At 54.4% G+C, this 14,901-nt stretch carries 11 protein-coding genes; 5 read left to right on the top strand and 6 right to left on the bottom strand.

Annotated features, from left to right (window positions below; translation table 11 throughout):
• The first annotated feature begins 9 nt into the window (after positions 1–9).
• Positions 10–1,197 (top strand): glycosyltransferase family 4 protein, encoded by a 1,188-nt coding sequence (locus tag BACI349Y_RS04905; protein WP_159630975.1) that lies wholly within the window; start codon positions 10–12, stop codon positions 1,195–1,197.
• Between the two features lie 1,822 nt (positions 1,198–3,019).
• Here the strand turns inward: BACI349Y_RS04905 and BACI349Y_RS04900 are convergent.
• The 6 genes from BACI349Y_RS04900 to BACI349Y_RS04875 form a co-directional block, all read right to left on the bottom strand.
• Positions 3,020–3,988, bottom strand: coding sequence for a glycosyltransferase family 2 protein (locus tag BACI349Y_RS04900; protein WP_159630973.1), 969 nt, complete (start codon positions 3,986–3,988; stop codon positions 3,020–3,022).
• Positions 3,989–3,992: 4 nt separating this feature from the next.
• A complete protein-coding gene (locus tag BACI349Y_RS04895) occupies positions 3,993–4,868 on the bottom strand; it encodes an alpha-1,2-fucosyltransferase (protein WP_159630971.1) in 876 nt (291 codons plus the stop codon).
• Positions 4,865–5,770 carry a glycosyltransferase family 2 protein gene (locus BACI349Y_RS04890; protein ID WP_159630969.1) on the bottom strand — a complete coding sequence of 302 codons (906 nt, stop codon included), beginning with the start codon at positions 5,768–5,770 and terminating at the stop codon, positions 4,865–4,867. Before BACI349Y_RS04890 ends, BACI349Y_RS04895 begins: the two co-directional genes overlap by 4 nt.
• A complete protein-coding gene (locus BACI349Y_RS04885; RefSeq protein WP_159630967.1) occupies positions 5,767–7,272 on the bottom strand; it encodes an ATP-binding cassette domain-containing protein in 1,506 nt (501 codons plus the stop codon). Before BACI349Y_RS04885 ends, BACI349Y_RS04890 begins: the two co-directional genes overlap by 4 nt.
• Positions 7,273–7,453: 181 nt before the next feature.
• Positions 7,454–8,728, bottom strand: coding sequence for an O-antigen ligase family protein (locus BACI349Y_RS04880; protein ID WP_159630965.1), 1,275 nt, complete (start codon positions 8,726–8,728; stop codon positions 7,454–7,456).
• 226 nt (positions 8,729–8,954) lie between these two features.
• A complete protein-coding gene (locus BACI349Y_RS04875) occupies positions 8,955–9,761 on the bottom strand; it encodes a WecB/TagA/CpsF family glycosyltransferase (protein ID WP_159630963.1) in 807 nt (268 codons plus the stop codon).
• 294 nt (positions 9,762–10,055) lie between these two features.
• On the opposite strand from BACI349Y_RS04875, the gene gmd reads away from it, so the two are divergent.
• Genes gmd through BACI349Y_RS04855 form a run of 4 tightly spaced genes read left to right on the top strand, consistent with a single transcriptional unit; the run spans position 10,056 to position 14,899 of the window.
• Complete coding sequence (gmd, locus tag BACI349Y_RS04870) at positions 10,056–11,084, top strand: GDP-mannose 4,6-dehydratase (RefSeq protein ID WP_159635223.1); 1,029 nt, start codon at positions 10,056–10,058, stop codon at positions 11,082–11,084.
• Positions 11,084–12,058 (top strand): GDP-L-fucose synthase family protein, encoded by a 975-nt coding sequence (locus tag BACI349Y_RS04865; protein WP_159630961.1) that lies wholly within the window; start codon positions 11,084–11,086, stop codon positions 12,056–12,058. Before gmd ends, BACI349Y_RS04865 begins: the two co-directional genes overlap by 1 nt.
• A gap of 50 nt (positions 12,059–12,108) precedes the next feature.
• On the top strand, positions 12,109–13,545 hold the full coding sequence (locus BACI349Y_RS04860) for a sugar transferase (protein WP_159630959.1): 1,437 nt from the start codon (positions 12,109–12,111) through the stop codon (positions 13,543–13,545).
• Between the two features lie 40 nt (positions 13,546–13,585).
• Positions 13,586–14,899: a UDP-glucose dehydrogenase family protein gene (locus BACI349Y_RS04855; RefSeq protein ID WP_159630957.1), complete on the top strand. Its 1,314-nt coding sequence runs from the start codon at positions 13,586–13,588 to the stop codon at positions 14,897–14,899.
• The last annotated feature ends 2 nt before the right edge of the window (positions 14,900–14,901 follow it).

Raw genomic sequence — 14,901 nt, 5'->3', positions numbered from 1 at the left:
CTAGTTGGGATGAGCACACCAAGCTTTTTGGATTTGTCGCTTCAAATTCATGAGCCATCCGCAGGAGAAACGGTAAACAACAAGCGTGTAGTTATACTACAGGAATATGTCCCTCAATATCGTTTGCCTTTTTTCTTGCGCCTGATTGAGCTTGGCAAACAAAATGGCATAGATATTCGCGTGGCGGCGGGAAGAGCTAATCAAAAGCAAAGCCAACGACGGGACGGGGTTTCAGCTGATTTCATAACCCCAGTCGCCCAGTACGAGCTGCAAGTAGCAAATACCCGTATGGTATTTCGAAGAATACGTTCCGTCATTACGGCAGCTGATCTCATCATAATGGAACAAGCTCGAAGAAATTTAGACGCGTATTTCTTGCTCCTTTGGCCGTTCCAAAAGCGCAAAATTGCGCTCTGGGGCCATGGTCGCGACTATGTTGAAAACGCGTCTTGGGTCAAACGTCGTTTTCTGTCCAGGCTTACTCGTGCGGCTGCTTGGTTCTTCGCCTACACGTCCGGATCCCGCGATTCCGTGGTAGCTCAAGGCTATCCCTTCGATCGAATCACGGTAGTCCAAAATTCCATTGATACCGTCGATTTGCAAAACGACATCGAGAATATAACAGCTGCGGAAGTTGCAGTTTTTCGCACAGAGCATAATTTGACGAAAAGTACCGCGATCTTCGTCGGCGGCCTGGATGACTCCAAGCGCCTTCCCTTTCTGTTTGCGGCGTGCCGTCAGGCTTATCGGCTGAATGATGAGTTCCGACTACTTGTTGCGGGAACAGGTCCTCTTGGGGAGTGGGTTCAACGATGCGCACAGAATGAACCTTGGCTTCGATATGCTGGGCCGCTGTTTGGCAAGGACAAGGCGCTCGCCCTAGCATCAGCAGATATCATATGCATGCCCGGAAGGGTGGGTCTGGTTGCCGTTGATAGCTTCGCGGCCGGTCGCCCTATCGTCACCACATCTTGGGCCTACCATGGGCCCGAATTTGAGTATCTAAGCCATGGGGCTACATGCTTCGTTAGTGCTGATGACGAACTGCCTTACGCTGAAGCCTTGATACATCTGTTGACGGACAAACCGAAGCTGCGCCGCATGCAGGATGCGTGCCGTGCGGAGCGTGGGCGCTTCACGATCGAGGCCATGGCATCGCGATTTTTCGAGGGCATACAACGCGCCATTCAGAGTTAAAGATAGACGACATGTCTTTAGCACTGGTTGCGATACCGCCACTGCGGCTGTTCTTGTCCGGAAGAAGCCGGGTGACCAGTCGATGGCGAGGCAAACAGTGCCCGCTGACGGAGGGCTGCAGCGTAGTCCGATACCAGTGCCGAGGTGTGCCATAAAGGTGCCAGGCGGACCGAGCAGAATGATGTTTGACGCTTCGGTGAGGAATGCACTGGCCGCCAGATGCGCGAGAGCGTCCCGTGTGGAATCGGACTTGTCCTTGAGGGCGGAGTGCTCCTTTCTTAGGCGCTTTCATCGCCCAGGAGTAGTACCTATCTGGGCGGTGGTTTCCTTGGCGGACTCCCTTAGGCAACCTGACCGTCGTCCAGGACAATACCGAAGGCCCGGTCGTAGTCGGCCAAGGGACGGAGGCCACCGGTTTCCCCTATTGACTAAGGGGGGTTTGAAAGGCCTTCAGGAACGTCCTCGCTGCCTCGACGTAATGAGGGCTGTGTTCATCAGGCCACTACCCGGGAGCAGGAGTGGACCCCAACGGTTCTGCCGTCTCAACTAATCGTGACATTGACAGCTCGGTAGTGATTTCGACGAAGCAGCCAATAGCTTACGGGCTGACCGAGTAGTCGTTAGATAGATTCGGACGAATTAGCACCGCAGTCGCCGGGCCCCGGCGAAGCCGGCCGTCGGCGGAACTGGTGGCAGCCCAGCATGGCCGCCTTGTCCGCACTGAGCAGACCTGGCGGGCTCTTACCGTCCGTTTGAAAAGCTGGCCGCTGGCCCTCTGTAGTAGCTTCGCCAGCTGGTTGGTGAAGTCCTCCGGCGAGGTGAAGACCCAGACCGGCAGGAAGGAACGTGCCAGGAACTGACTGACCCGCTCGACCAGGGCCTTGGTCTCCGGGTCTTATGGAATGACCTACACGTCACGGGCGGCGACGATGCCAGCAAATGCCTAGAGTCCGGCGGCCTAGCTATTCCTGGGACCGATGCAGGCTTCCAAGTCACAGATCGGCCGGCATTTAACAGCGCCAAGGCCCCCGAGTACTTCCCACATGCAGGCCAGCAGGTCTCCGGTTGCCCGCGACGGGACCTGCTGTCGATGATGAACCGTGAAATTATGCCGACCACCACCAGCACGGGCATTACTGGGGCCCGTCGGGACCGAAGATATCCCGCGGTCCCAAATAAAAGGTCGCACTGCTTCGCAGTGCACTGGGTTCCCGGGATTGCGAGCTCCGGTCAGCGGGGTAAGACGGGGTATGCTCTGGCCCGATCGTTGCCACTTTCTCGCGGAATCAAGCCAGGCACCACGACCGCCCACGCCATCTGCCAGGAACGACGCGGGCATCCCCAGATTCTCTAGCAGGCGCCCATGGTCGACCGGCAGTCGGGCTTGATTCCGGAGTCTACGGCGGCCGCACGTAACTTGCAGGAGACTCCGAGCTGACTGCCTTAGCGACCCTATTCCTCGAGATATCCAGCCCCACCGATATCGTCCTCCTCATGGACACCCCTCGTCCAAAAGCAGCATTGGAATAAGCCCACGTCCTCAACTATGATCACCCAAGCCATCGTTGGAGAAGGTGGGTCAGTCTTCGACCGTGACAATATGCGGCAGGGCGCCGTGGGTTCGGGAACGGCCGGCGGCAGGCATGGGCCTGCACTGCTTGAAGGATCAGCGGCCAGATCATGAGAGCGTCCGTGGTGCTCGTAACGGCGTTAGCCTTAATCCAGCATACCCTCCACTGACGCTTGGTCGGTCGGCCCGCGACGCGCAAACTACCGCATCGGATCAAGTGGTCAGACTCACACGGAGTAGACCGGCAGTCGCTCACGAGCTAGGTGCGTCGATCTGGTAGTCCGCATACCTGTCAAATGACTTAAGCCGCAACCCATCGAGAGTGCCTCGGGCCGTGGAGAAATGAAGAAGGGCTCGCTGTCGCGAGGCGTAATCCCGCTGCAGAAGCGCAACGAGATATTCCTTAATCCCGATACATAGCCTTCGTACCACACGCAAAATCGTCCAGGCCACAGTCGAACCCATTTCTCGGTCAACCCACACATAGGCTAACGAACTGAAGTAGGCCCGATCCAAAGCGTATGTGAGGGTCAAACGACCCTCCGGGACTATCTCAGTTACTTTTGCTTGTGCACTCCACCGCAAACGTCCCCCCGAGCCAATCCATTTCTTCAATAAGTGCGTGTCCTGCGCCCCAGATGTGTTGAATCTGGGGGAATAACGCCAGCCATTGACAAAATTACGCGGATAAAGGATGTTCCCGTCTCCCGTTGGCTTGCCAAGGATAGCACCATCGTCGAATGTTTCGCGCTGCCAGTACGATCCGTCCTGACACCAGGACGGCAGTTTTGCTTCGAAGCGTGGAATCACGGGACCTGCAATAACGTCCTCAGGGAACATGAGATGCGTTTGCCAGAAGGACGCGAACCACCCCTCGTCCGGGAGTTCATCGTCATCTATAAATATGAGGACCGCATCATGCAAATCGGCAAAATCCAAGGCCGCATTTCGAGCCATGACGAGGCCTTGAGGCTGAACTGGTAGGTAGAGGACAGGCAGGTCAGACCCGGTTTTCACAATTTCATCGTAAACTTTTTTTGCAGATTGCTCCGGGTCGTTATCAATAATTAGAAGATCGACTCGTCCGCCCGTAGTAGAAAAATCTTGGACAAAGATTTCTTTGAGCAATGATTCGAGGAGCAACGGACGCTTATAAGTACATATCGCAATAACACATGGTCCCTCACGCCCTACTTCTTCGGACCTATCAATGGTCGTCATACGGTCAGCCTCTAGCATCTAGCGTTAGCCATTGTGCGCAAAGAAGATCGGCCGCGCTTTCTCCACTCGACATCCACGGCCGGGGAGCGATGATGGGCAACTCGGCACGCCTACTCATCAGCCATGCCGCCCACCAACTGAAGGAAGAATTGCTCATGATCATCCCTTCGCCTTGGGACATCGCTTTGATGGTATTTAGTGTCGATAGGCTGGAGTTTGAGTCAAAAAAACTCACATTCCCTAGGTGCGACAACTCCGAACGGGCGATTTCTGGTTCATCCGAAAAAACTATCGATCGCTTCGAGTTCGAGACTCTACTAATAAGATCCAGACCGCGTTCAAAGTAAATACTAGAAGTGATGCCGTGAACCGCCCTCGTCTGGGCAGATAAGTAATCCCCACGACGAACATGGACGGTTATCCTACGTTCACCGGCCAACTCGTCTAGTATTTGCTGTTCGGAAGGCTCTGCATGGCTTTCCAATATCAAACTAGCCATTCGATCCGCTACACGTTCGAAATAACGGGGTGACTGAAAATACCCAAAGATTGTTGTTCCTGGAACGATCTTCTCGATCTCGGGAGAATATCCAAACGATGCCTCCCGGTAGACGCGGCTCGCTTTCCGCCGCCGAAAAATCGTCAACTTGCGATACCGTTTATCCTTATGGAGCCACGGCGATTCACGTGATATTACCGTGCCAGGCAGCGGCAGGGATCCGAGTTCGAAAGAGCGTAAATCACCTGTGACATATTTAGACGCATCGATATATAGGGGACAGTCTAGGCGTTCGGCCTGGTCCCAGGCCGCAGCAAGAACAAACAGCTGGTTTCCCAGCCCGCCAGTTAGGTAAGCACAAATACCGTCGTCTAAGCTCAACTTGCTTTTCTCCTGGTGATATCCAACAGCCCAGCTCCTCCGGCGACGAAGCAGTCCCACCACACTCTGTCATGAGATCGCGATAGCCAAAACCGCAAAAGGTATGTTAGAGCTTCGAACAATGTGCCATAAACGACCATAGGCCTACTGACTCTTCCTAAATTGTCCTCCGCAAGCGACCATCGATGAGCAATAGCCATACGGACAAGAAGAGGTCTTTTGTGCCGATTCACCGGAGACTGATGATGGTAAAGCCGCGCCTTATGAACGTGCCGAAGAGCGCCCCGTGCACTCGCACGCAGGCCGAAGTCCGCATCCTCACCAATCGCGTATCCAACTCTTCGCTCATCGAACCTGAGCCCGGCGATCTTTGACAGACGGAAAGACATAGAACACCCCGGAAGCCATTCAACCTCGACGTCATAGGGAGTCTCATGGGCACCTATGTTAAAACCCGTGGACAGGACCTTTCCTGGAGTGGCACTATCGCGCCCACCTAGTCGCGCAAACAGCGTTGGATTTTTACGGTTTCCACCCTTAATTAGTCCCCCGGCGCCTACCAAGGCATCATCCAGCTCGAATGCATCCATCAGCTCTTCAAGGTACGTGCCTTCGAGCTCGACATCATCATCAATAAAATGAACTATTTCAAAGTTCCCATGTGCCTGTTCAAGCGCAATGTTACGTTGCAATGTAAGCCCAGGCGCTGTATGCACATATTCGAGGAGCGGCATATCGGGCCGGTTGGCATACTCTGCGCATATCTCTGCCGTAGTATCGTCGTCGCTGCTATCAACCACGAGAAGAGCCGATGGCATTCTCGTCTGATCTAGCACCGAATCAAGGCATCTACTCATATCGGCGTGACGGTTGCGTGTACAAATTACAAGAACGTCTTTCAAAAACCTAGCTCCATACTCTGTTGAGAGTGCTGTATTTTTCCATTGACGAGATCAACCCGCCTATCCACATAGTCCAGTGCTGCGAGACGGTGAGTCACTATGATCACAGTCATAGTCCATGGAACCTTTGCAACCGCCTCTAGGATCGCTTTCTCTGTGTTCAAATCCAGAGCACTCGTCGCTTCATCCAAGACGAGCAGTTTGGGCTGGCGGTAAAGCGCTCTGGCCAGCCCAATGCGCTGCCTCTGCCCTCCTGAAAGACCGATCGACTTAGAGTCAATAAACGAGTCCAATCCTAGTGGCAACTCACCGATCAGCCCGTGGAGTTGAGTCATGCCAATTACTTCCTCAAGAAGGCGCCGGTCCATAGACATCCCCCAGAGGACATTGTCTGCAACGGTACCCCGCCGGATAGGAACATCCTGCGGGACAATCCCGATCGTGCGCCGGAAAGCATTCCAATCTCGGGGCGTCAGGACCTTACCGTTTACTTCCAAGCTTCCTGAGGTAGGAGGGAATAAACCGAGGAGTATGTCCAGTAGTGTAGTTTTCCCGGAGCCGCTTGGTCCCAGGACCGCCAGGCTTTCCCCGCTGGAGATGGTGAGATGGATTCCATCAAGTGCCGGACGGTCGCGGCCAGCAAAGACGTGAGATACGCCGCGAACGACGAGTTCCGGAGGGCGATCCCAACTAACCTCGCAAGACTTCAAAACAGGATCCTGAAGCACTGAAGCGTCCGCTGGAGCCTCGGATAAAGCTTCCATCCTCGACTCCCATTTTTCTATCCAGGTCACCTGCCCCAATGCTGTATTGATCTGGTTCTGAACAGCTTGGACTCTGGGGATAATCCGATAAAAAAGCGCAACGAAAACCAGTCCCAAAGTAATATCACCTTGGACAATTAGGGCCAAGCCCACCACCAATGCCAGAAAAATAGCCGCAATAGAGTCGACCATCGTGCGGGTAGCAGCGGGCAGCATAATCTGTCGGCGACGGAGACGTCCCAACACGTCCGCGCTCCCCTGCGACCTCATCAACCAATCAAGGGCCGACCCTGACTCACGAAGAAATTTAATGTCCGATAGAGAGGACGTCACTTCTTCGGCGATGTCGGTTGTCTCGGCGGACAGTCGGGTCTCATTTAGTCGCACGTGCTTCAGTCGCTGGCGGAAAATAATCGCGGAGGCAACGATGAACAGCAAGGCCAAAGCGAGGAGACTTGGCGTCAGAACAGCCGAGGCGCTGATCAGAATGATTACCACTACGGCAGTTCCGGCGCCGGAAAGCAGTGAGAATACACCGTTCGACAGCTGCGTAGCTTCCGACATGACCGCAGCCGTAACTTCACCTTGACCGAGCTTCCCGACCTCCATCCAGGGTCCCGACACCAGGCGCTCCATCAATTGGCGACGTCCTCGTGCTTCTACCGACGTGGTGACTTTGCTGATCAGCCCGTCTCCCCAGTACTTCAACAGCGAAGAGGCGATCAAAAATGTGGTCAAAAGTGCCAGTATTGGAAATATCGATCCAATGGTGGGATTAGGTTTGCTGAGTAGTGGGAGGATGCTGGCTAAGCCCAATGCCTCAGCGACTCCACTCAGAGCGAGCACCCCCACGGAACCAAGAGCTTTGTACCTAAAAGGTCGCAAAAGTCTCCAGTAATGACTAAGAGCACTGAACCGCTTATTGTTTGTCACCTTTGAGCTCTTTCTGTTCACGAATGGCCAGGAGTGCCAGTGATAACGTCATCCACAGGAAGGAGATAGAAGCGGAGTTACGTGCGGCTTCAATCTTTATTTCATCTAGAAGCATGTAGACCACAACGACAGCGGCACTCAGCGACGCCGAATGGGGCAGCGCTATCCCGCGCAGTAAACTAACTATGACCACGAGAACTACTAGGCAAAAGCAGATTAATCCGAGCATTCCTCCGGACCAAAGAAGCCAGAGGTATATACTATGCGGATACGTGCCGATTTCCTCATACGGATATAGATATCCATTTCCAACAAGACCGGCATCCACAAAAGTAGGTAACTGGGTGAAGTATCCCCAGACACTCGCTCTATTCAGAGTCGAATCGAGGCCGCCGCCAAATTGGAGCGATGAAAGACGCGCAAAAAGCGGGGACGAAGAAATTGAATCCAATGCAAAGTACAAAGCAAGAACGGCGGATATCAGTACGCCTACAACCTTGCCGGCGGAGTCGCGAAATCGAACAATTGACACTCCCGCGAAGGCCGGAGCGAGGATGCACAGGGTGATTATCGGCCCTCTCGACTGGGTCGCCAAGAGTATCACCGCGGCCGGGCATACGAGAAGTACAGCACCCAAGCGCCATAGTCGCGAATTGTCAAAAAATAGCGACGTCATACATATCAAAATCAAGGCACCGTAGAACTCCGCCAGCAGTTCGTAATCCCCTAACGACCCGGTGAACCTACCCGCGTTGAATGGACCGGTATTGAATGCGCGACCGCTAATCAGCAACGAGATGTCATACAGAACCGTTACCCCGCCCGCTACCAGGACTGCGCGCCGAACGGTTGCGAACGATGGTAGTAGCGAGGGTCGCGCAGAAGTAATTAAAAATCCGAGAGCGACTCCGTTCAACCAGGGCAGTAGCGCTACCAAGCCCTCCGAATTGGCAATCGTAGATAAAATCGCAGACAAGAGGAAGGCAAAAAGCGAAGATTGTATCAGCCCTGATGACCGTCTTGTGCGGCTGCTAGCTGACATCGAGGTAATCGAGCGATGATTACGCAACGATGAAAAAGCGGACAGCAGAATAGTCACGAGCGATAGAATTACAACAACGTCGGCGCCGCCCACCATACGCTGCGGAACTACAAGGAAGGCAGCGTTCAGGAAGAAAAGAAAAGTGAATCTTGATCGACTAGACGCCGTAGAAAGGACAGCAATAAATGCTATGCCTAAGGAGAATGCAGCAGCGACCACGAGTGGTATACGACCCATGGCCACCAAGCCCGCAAGGACGGATGCGAGGAGTGTCGTTCCTATCAAGGCCCAGGAAGAGGCGCCCGGAAGGATTATATATGCGAGTCCCTTCCTGCTCAATGCGCGAATCACAAACACAGAGTTGCCTTGGCCTCGACCCCTCATCCTGGCATGCACCCGCCCCAAACCACCAGTGACTGATGGGCGAGAATGGGGAGTCTCGGGCTCACTTTCTGACATTCCATCCATGTTCCTTCATATCCCTATATGCAACTAAGAGGAACTGGATGTTGCCAAACAAATACCTGCGCCAAAGGCGTCTGGGTTCGCTGCAAAGCCTAAAGAACCATTCCAGGCCAGCGACACGTAGCCATTTAGGTGCTTCTTTTACCGTTCCAGCTGCAAAATCAAAAGCCGCCCCCACTGCAATCGTGACCGCCCCAGTCGACGTCGCGATGCGCCTGGCCTCCCAGTCCTGCTTCGGCGTACCTAGTCCCACCCAAACAATGTCTGGCGCACTTTCCTTGATCCGACGATCCTGCAATTCCAGTTCAACGGCAGTGAGGGGACGGAAAGGCGGGCTCTCAACGCCAACGATCGCGCAACCAGGATACCGGCTTGAAAGTGTCTTTTGAAGGCGGTCCAAGACTTCTGGTGTTGATCCGATTAGAAAGTGGCGAATGTTGTGCTGCCGGCCAACATCAAACACATCAAGAAAGAGCTGGGGACCCCTTATCTGCTCCAGGGGATTTCTGCGATTACGCAATCGAGAGAGCAGGGCTAGGGGTCGGCCGTCAGGGAGATTTACTGCATCTGCACTCAATAATTCGCTATATGACTCGTCCCTCGCGGCAAGCGAAATCGTGTAAGCATTGACAAGATGCACATGCGCAGCAGAGGTCGCCGATTGACGCGCGAGGCTGCAAAGGCCTTGAGCCGCTTCGAACCGGCCACAAGAAACAAGTGAAATAGGCCCAAATGGCTGAAACTCGGTCGGCCAAACCCCTGACCCGACAGCAGAAACGTGCGTCATTTCCCCCAAAATCCTTCTAAATTAGGCCCCCAACGTCTGCGCAGTTGATACCGGACGATACGCCCGAACTCTTCATCTCAATAAACGCGATACCTACAACGGCGGATACGGCGTTCAGACATGGGACTAGGGCAAGGATACCCGTTGGTCTCCGGAGCCACGAATCCAGCCTTCATCAACCAGGACTGTCGGTGAAGCGCTCTTCCGTTAGCTAAGATATCTGCGGAGTCGTCAGCGTTGCTGCAGTTGGCAGCCGAGGGACTCCTACAAAATATCAACAAACTGGGGATGGCTATGACAAAACGGGCGCTTATCACGGGTATTACTGGCCAAGACGGCTCCTATCTTGCGGAGCTACTGCTAAACAAGGGATACGAGGTCCACGGTCTCATCCGCCGAGCTTCAACCTTCAACACCGGTCGTGTTGACCACCTCTATGTGGATCCCCATGACCCTAAAGCCAAGCTGTTCTTGCACTACGGAGATTTGTCCGACGGCGCCCGCCTTGTAACACTCCTCGCAGAGATACAGCCCGACGAAGTGTACAACCTTGCCGCACAATCCCACGTACGTGTTTCCTTCGATGAGCCCGAGCATACGGGTGACACTACCGGCGTCGGGACTATCCGGTTGCTCGAAGCGGTGCGAATGTCTGGCATCGAGACCAAGTTCTACCAAGCGTCGTCATCAGAAATGTTTGGTGCTACACCACCGCCCCAGAACGAAGATACTCCTTTTTATCCGCGATCTCCTTACGGTGCCGCAAAGGTTTACAGCTACTGGATCACCAAGAACTACCGTGAGGCGTACGGGATGTTTGCAGTGAACGGCATTCTGTTCAACCACGAATCACCTCGCCGTGGCGAGACTTTCGTTACCCGCAAGATCACCCGCGCGGTCGCGGCGATTAAGGCGGGGAAGCAGGACCTGCTGTACATGGGCAACCTCGACGCCGTACGTGACTGGGGCTACGCAGCTGAATACGTCGAGGGCATGTGGCGTATGCTTCAGGCTGACGAGCCGGACGACTTTGTGCTGGCTACCGGTGGTAACTACACGGTAAGAGACTTCCTTCAAATTTCTTTCGAGCACGCAGGACTCAATTGGGAAGATCATGTCCGTTTCGACGAGCGCTACCTACGTCCGACGGAAGTGGATGCTCTTGTAGGAGACGCATCGAAAGCCCAGGAAAAGCTCGGTTGGAAAGCCTCGGTCCACACGCCAGAGCTGGCTCGCATCATGGTGGACGCCGATATCGAAGCCTTGAAGCACGCCGGCAATCATTGGATCGACACTGTCAATCTTGAAAGTTGGAAGAACTAGTGTCGGACGACGTCGTTTTCGAACCCGGACAGCTCGACAGAACCTCGACCTTTTATGTCGCGGGACACCGCGGACTTGTTGGGTCGGCCATCTGGAAGATGCTGCAGGAAGAAGGATTTGCGAATCTTGTCGGGCGCACATCTGCCGAGTTGGACCTCAAGAATAGGGAAGCTGTATTCAGCTTCTTTGAGGAAGCCCGACCTCGCTATGTGATACTAGCTGCCGCAAAGGTAGGTGGGATTCTTGCGAACAACACCTATCCAGTGGATTTCCTTAGTGACAATCTGCGCATTCAGGTGAATGTTTTGGACGCCGCACGTCAGTACAACGTCGAACGTCTTTTATTTTTGGGCTCGTCGTGCATCTATCCGAAATTTGCCGATCAACCGATCCGTGAGGATTCTCTACTCACGGGGCACTTGGAGCCGACAAACGATGCCTATGCCATCGCCAAGATTGCTGGGATTATGCAAGTCCAGGCTGTGCGTCGTCAATATGGATTGCCTTGGATTTCTGCTATGCCCACCAATCTTTATGGGCCCAGAGACAATTTCTCTCCTGAGGGCTCACATGTTTTGCCTGCGCTCATAAGACGCTACGACGAGGCTGCAAAGTCAGGTCAGACGGTCGTAACAAACTGGGGTACGGGCTCACCGATGCGCGAGTTCCTGCACGTTGATGACATGGCGGATGCTTGCTTGCATCTGATGGAAAACTATGACGGTCCTTCTCAAGTCAATGTCGGGACAGGATCAGACGTCTCAATTAAAGAACTTGCCTCCATTGTCGCGGCGGCCGTTGGGTACACAGGAGCCATCGAGTGGGATGTTTCTAAGCCCGACGGAACGCCCAGAAAACTTCTGGATGTCTCCATGCTGGCTGAGGCGGGCTGGAAATCATCCATAAGTCTGGAAGAGGGTATTCGTTCAACCGTGGACTGGTATCGGAACCACATCGAAAGCATTCGCGGCTAGCACTGCTAGCGCGATGAGTATCTGAAGCTGGATTGGTGGGGGACTCTTAGGTGAAAGAGGCGCGCGACTGGCGATCAAAATGCAGTCGTCAGCTACGAATCGTTGATGCTTTCGTGATCGCATGGGCGGTGACCGGTGCCTATGTCATTCGTTTCGGTTGGGCCTCGGAATTAGTTGTTGAAGACCAGGAGGCCATTTACTTATGGCTTTCGATCGCGCTAATCGTTGTTTGGTGGATCATGCTTGGCGCTTGGAACAGTCGCCAGAGCCGAATCCTCGGGGCCGGTCCTGACGAATACAAGCGGGTGGCAGCAGCCTCGCTATGGCTATTCGGACTAGTTGCAATAGTCTCGTATGTTCTCAGGCTCGACACCGCTCGGGGCTATGTGGGCGTGGCCCTCCCTGTGGGTCTATTCGGGCTCCTCCTAGCGCGGTGGCTCATCAGACAACATCTGAACGTGAATAGGCAGCTAGGGCAGAGCATGTCCCGGTTGCTGTTGCTCGGGGGTCCGAGCGCAGTCGCACATTTAGCCCGCTCCCTGCGGACTGCCAAGCACGCTGGATACCTTCCGGTCGCCGTCTACACTCCCAACACCCATGACATCTCTTCCATTGAGCCGGAGTCGGGGCTTCCCGTAGTAGGAAGTTCTCCTGATGCGAAATCAATAGTGGACGCGATACAGGCTTGTGGCGCGGATGCTGTCGCTGTGTCTGCAGGGGTGCAGTTGCACCCGCAAACTCTAAGGCACCTTGGGTGGGAACTGGCATCCAGGAACATCGGACTCATAATGGCGCCCGCTCTTACTGACATAGCCGGCCCTCGAATCCACACACAACAAGTAGCTGGTCTCCCGCTGATTCATGTCACCACTCCAACTCTCGAGGGAGGCCAGAGAGTGGCAAAGCGGCTCTTCGACGTAGTCGTATCGGCCCAGCTCATAATAGCGACTTTGCCACTTATGGCGGTCGTCGCACTGATGATCAAGATCGACGACGGCGGTCCCATTCTCTTCAAACAAGACCGAGTTGGAATCGAAGGGGCGCGATTCCAGATGTTCAAATTCCGTTCGATGGTCGCCGACGCGGAGGCTCAACTTCTATCCCTTAAACTCCTAAGTGAAGGGAATGGCCCGCTCTTCAAGATGAAAGACGATCCACGTGTCACCTCCGTGGGTCGGATTATCCGTAAATTCAGTCTTGACGAGCTGCCCCAACTCTTCAACGTCTTCATGGGATCGATGAGTCTTGTTGGTCCCCGTCCACCGCTTCCTTCTGAAGTGGAAGCTTACGAGCAAGACGTTAGGCGCAGACTACTTGTCAAACCAGGCCTCACTGGGCTTTGGCAGGTGAGCGGCCGTTCTAATCTTTCTTGGCAGGATTCCGTCCGACTTGACCTCTACTACGTAGAAAACTGGTCAATGGCCGGGGACCTATTAATACTCATCAAGACCTTCCGCGCTGTCTTTCAGAGCGCCGGAGCCTACTGATTCTCTGGTGGTTGAAAACCGCTACGGGGAAGGACACACAATGCGAATCTCAGTTATTGGCTGTGGCTACCTTGGTGCCGTCCACGCTGCCTGCATGGCAAAACTTGGACACGAAGTCATTGGCATCGATGTCGACGAAGGTAAAATCGCCGACTTGTCTGCTGCTCGTGCACCGTTTTTTGAGCCCGGATTGGAAGACTTGCTGAACGAAGTTCAGGCGACGGGCAGGTTATCTTTCTCAACCGACATGGCTGCAGCAAGAGGAAGCTCTGTGCACTTCGTCTGTGTCGGAACTCCTCAAAAGAAGGGAGAGAACGCTGCTGACCTAACTTATGTCGATGCCGCCGTCACTGCGCTTATCCCCCACCTTTCGGCTGATGATGTAGTTGTGGGCAAGTCAACTGTTCCGGTTGGCACGGCCGCACGACTCTTGGCACTTATAACGGAAGCTAAACCAGAAGCTCACTTGCTGTGGAACCCCGAGTTTCTTCGCGAAGGCCATGCGGTCTCGGATACGCTGCGGCCTGACAGACTTGTCTACGGGGTTGCTGACGGTTCAGAGGAACACGACGCCGTTCGTGTACTCGACCATGTCTACATGGCTCCGCTCGAAGCTGGAACCCCTCGTTTGGTTACAGATCTCCCAACCGCGGAGTTGGTGAAAACTGCGGCTAATTCGTTCCTTGCAACCAAAATCTCCTTCATCAACGCAATGGCTGAGCTCTGCGATGCTGCTGGCGCTGACGTCACTCTATTGGCAGACGCGATTGGTCTGGACGATCGTATTGGCCGCAAATTCCTAAACGCTGGCATCGGCTTCGGCGGCGGTTGCTTACCAAAAGACATACGAGCCTTTATGGCTCGGGCCGGTGAGCTCGGCGCCGACCAGGCACTGACATTTCTCCGAGAGGTAGATGCGATCAACATGCGGCGACGGACCCGCGTCGTTGAATTGACGCGTGAACTTTGTGGCGGCTCCCTCCTCGGAAAGCGAATTACAGTGCTGGGTGCAGCTTTTAAGCCTGAAAGTGATGACGTGAGGGACTCGCCAGCACTAAGCATCGCGGCCCAATTGCAGCTTCAAGGCGCGGTCGTGACGGTAACGGACCCTGAGGCGCTTGGCAACGCTGCGCGCCGTTTCCCGGAGTTGCACTACGAGGGTTCTACGAACTCTGCCCTCCTGCGAGCCGATGCACTGTTGCTGTTGACAGAGTGGAAGGAGTATCGAGACTTGGATCCTTACGAAGCTGCGAGCATCGTCTCGTCTGCCAAAATCTTGGACGGTAGAAACGTCTTGGATTCCAATAAGTGGCGTGCTGCTGGTTGGACATACCGTGGCCTAGGCCGTCCCTAATC

The organism is Arthrobacter sp. 8AJ (assembly GCF_902506025.1).
GTDB lineage: Bacteria > Actinomycetota > Actinomycetes > Actinomycetales > Micrococcaceae > Arthrobacter.
This window is presented reverse-complemented; position numbering and strand designations above follow the sequence as displayed.

What these genes read in the sequence shown, in the direction of transcription:
- BACI349Y_RS04905 (WP_159630975.1), top strand. Translation starts at nt 10, where the DNA reads ATGAGCACACCAAGCTTTTTGGATTTGTCGCTTCAAATTCATGAGCCA.
- BACI349Y_RS04900 (WP_159630973.1), bottom strand. Translation starts at nt 3,988, where the DNA reads ATGACGACCATTGATAGGTCCGAAGAAGTAGGGCGTGAGGGACCATGT.
- BACI349Y_RS04875 (WP_159630963.1), bottom strand. Translation starts at nt 9,761, where the DNA reads ATGACGCACGTTTCTGCTGTCGGGTCAGGGGTTTGGCCGACCGAGTTT.
- gmd (WP_159635223.1), top strand. Translation starts at nt 10,056, where the DNA reads ATGACAAAACGGGCGCTTATCACGGGTATTACTGGCCAAGACGGCTCC.
- BACI349Y_RS04855 (WP_159630957.1), top strand. Translation starts at nt 13,586, where the DNA reads ATGCGAATCTCAGTTATTGGCTGTGGCTACCTTGGTGCCGTCCACGCT.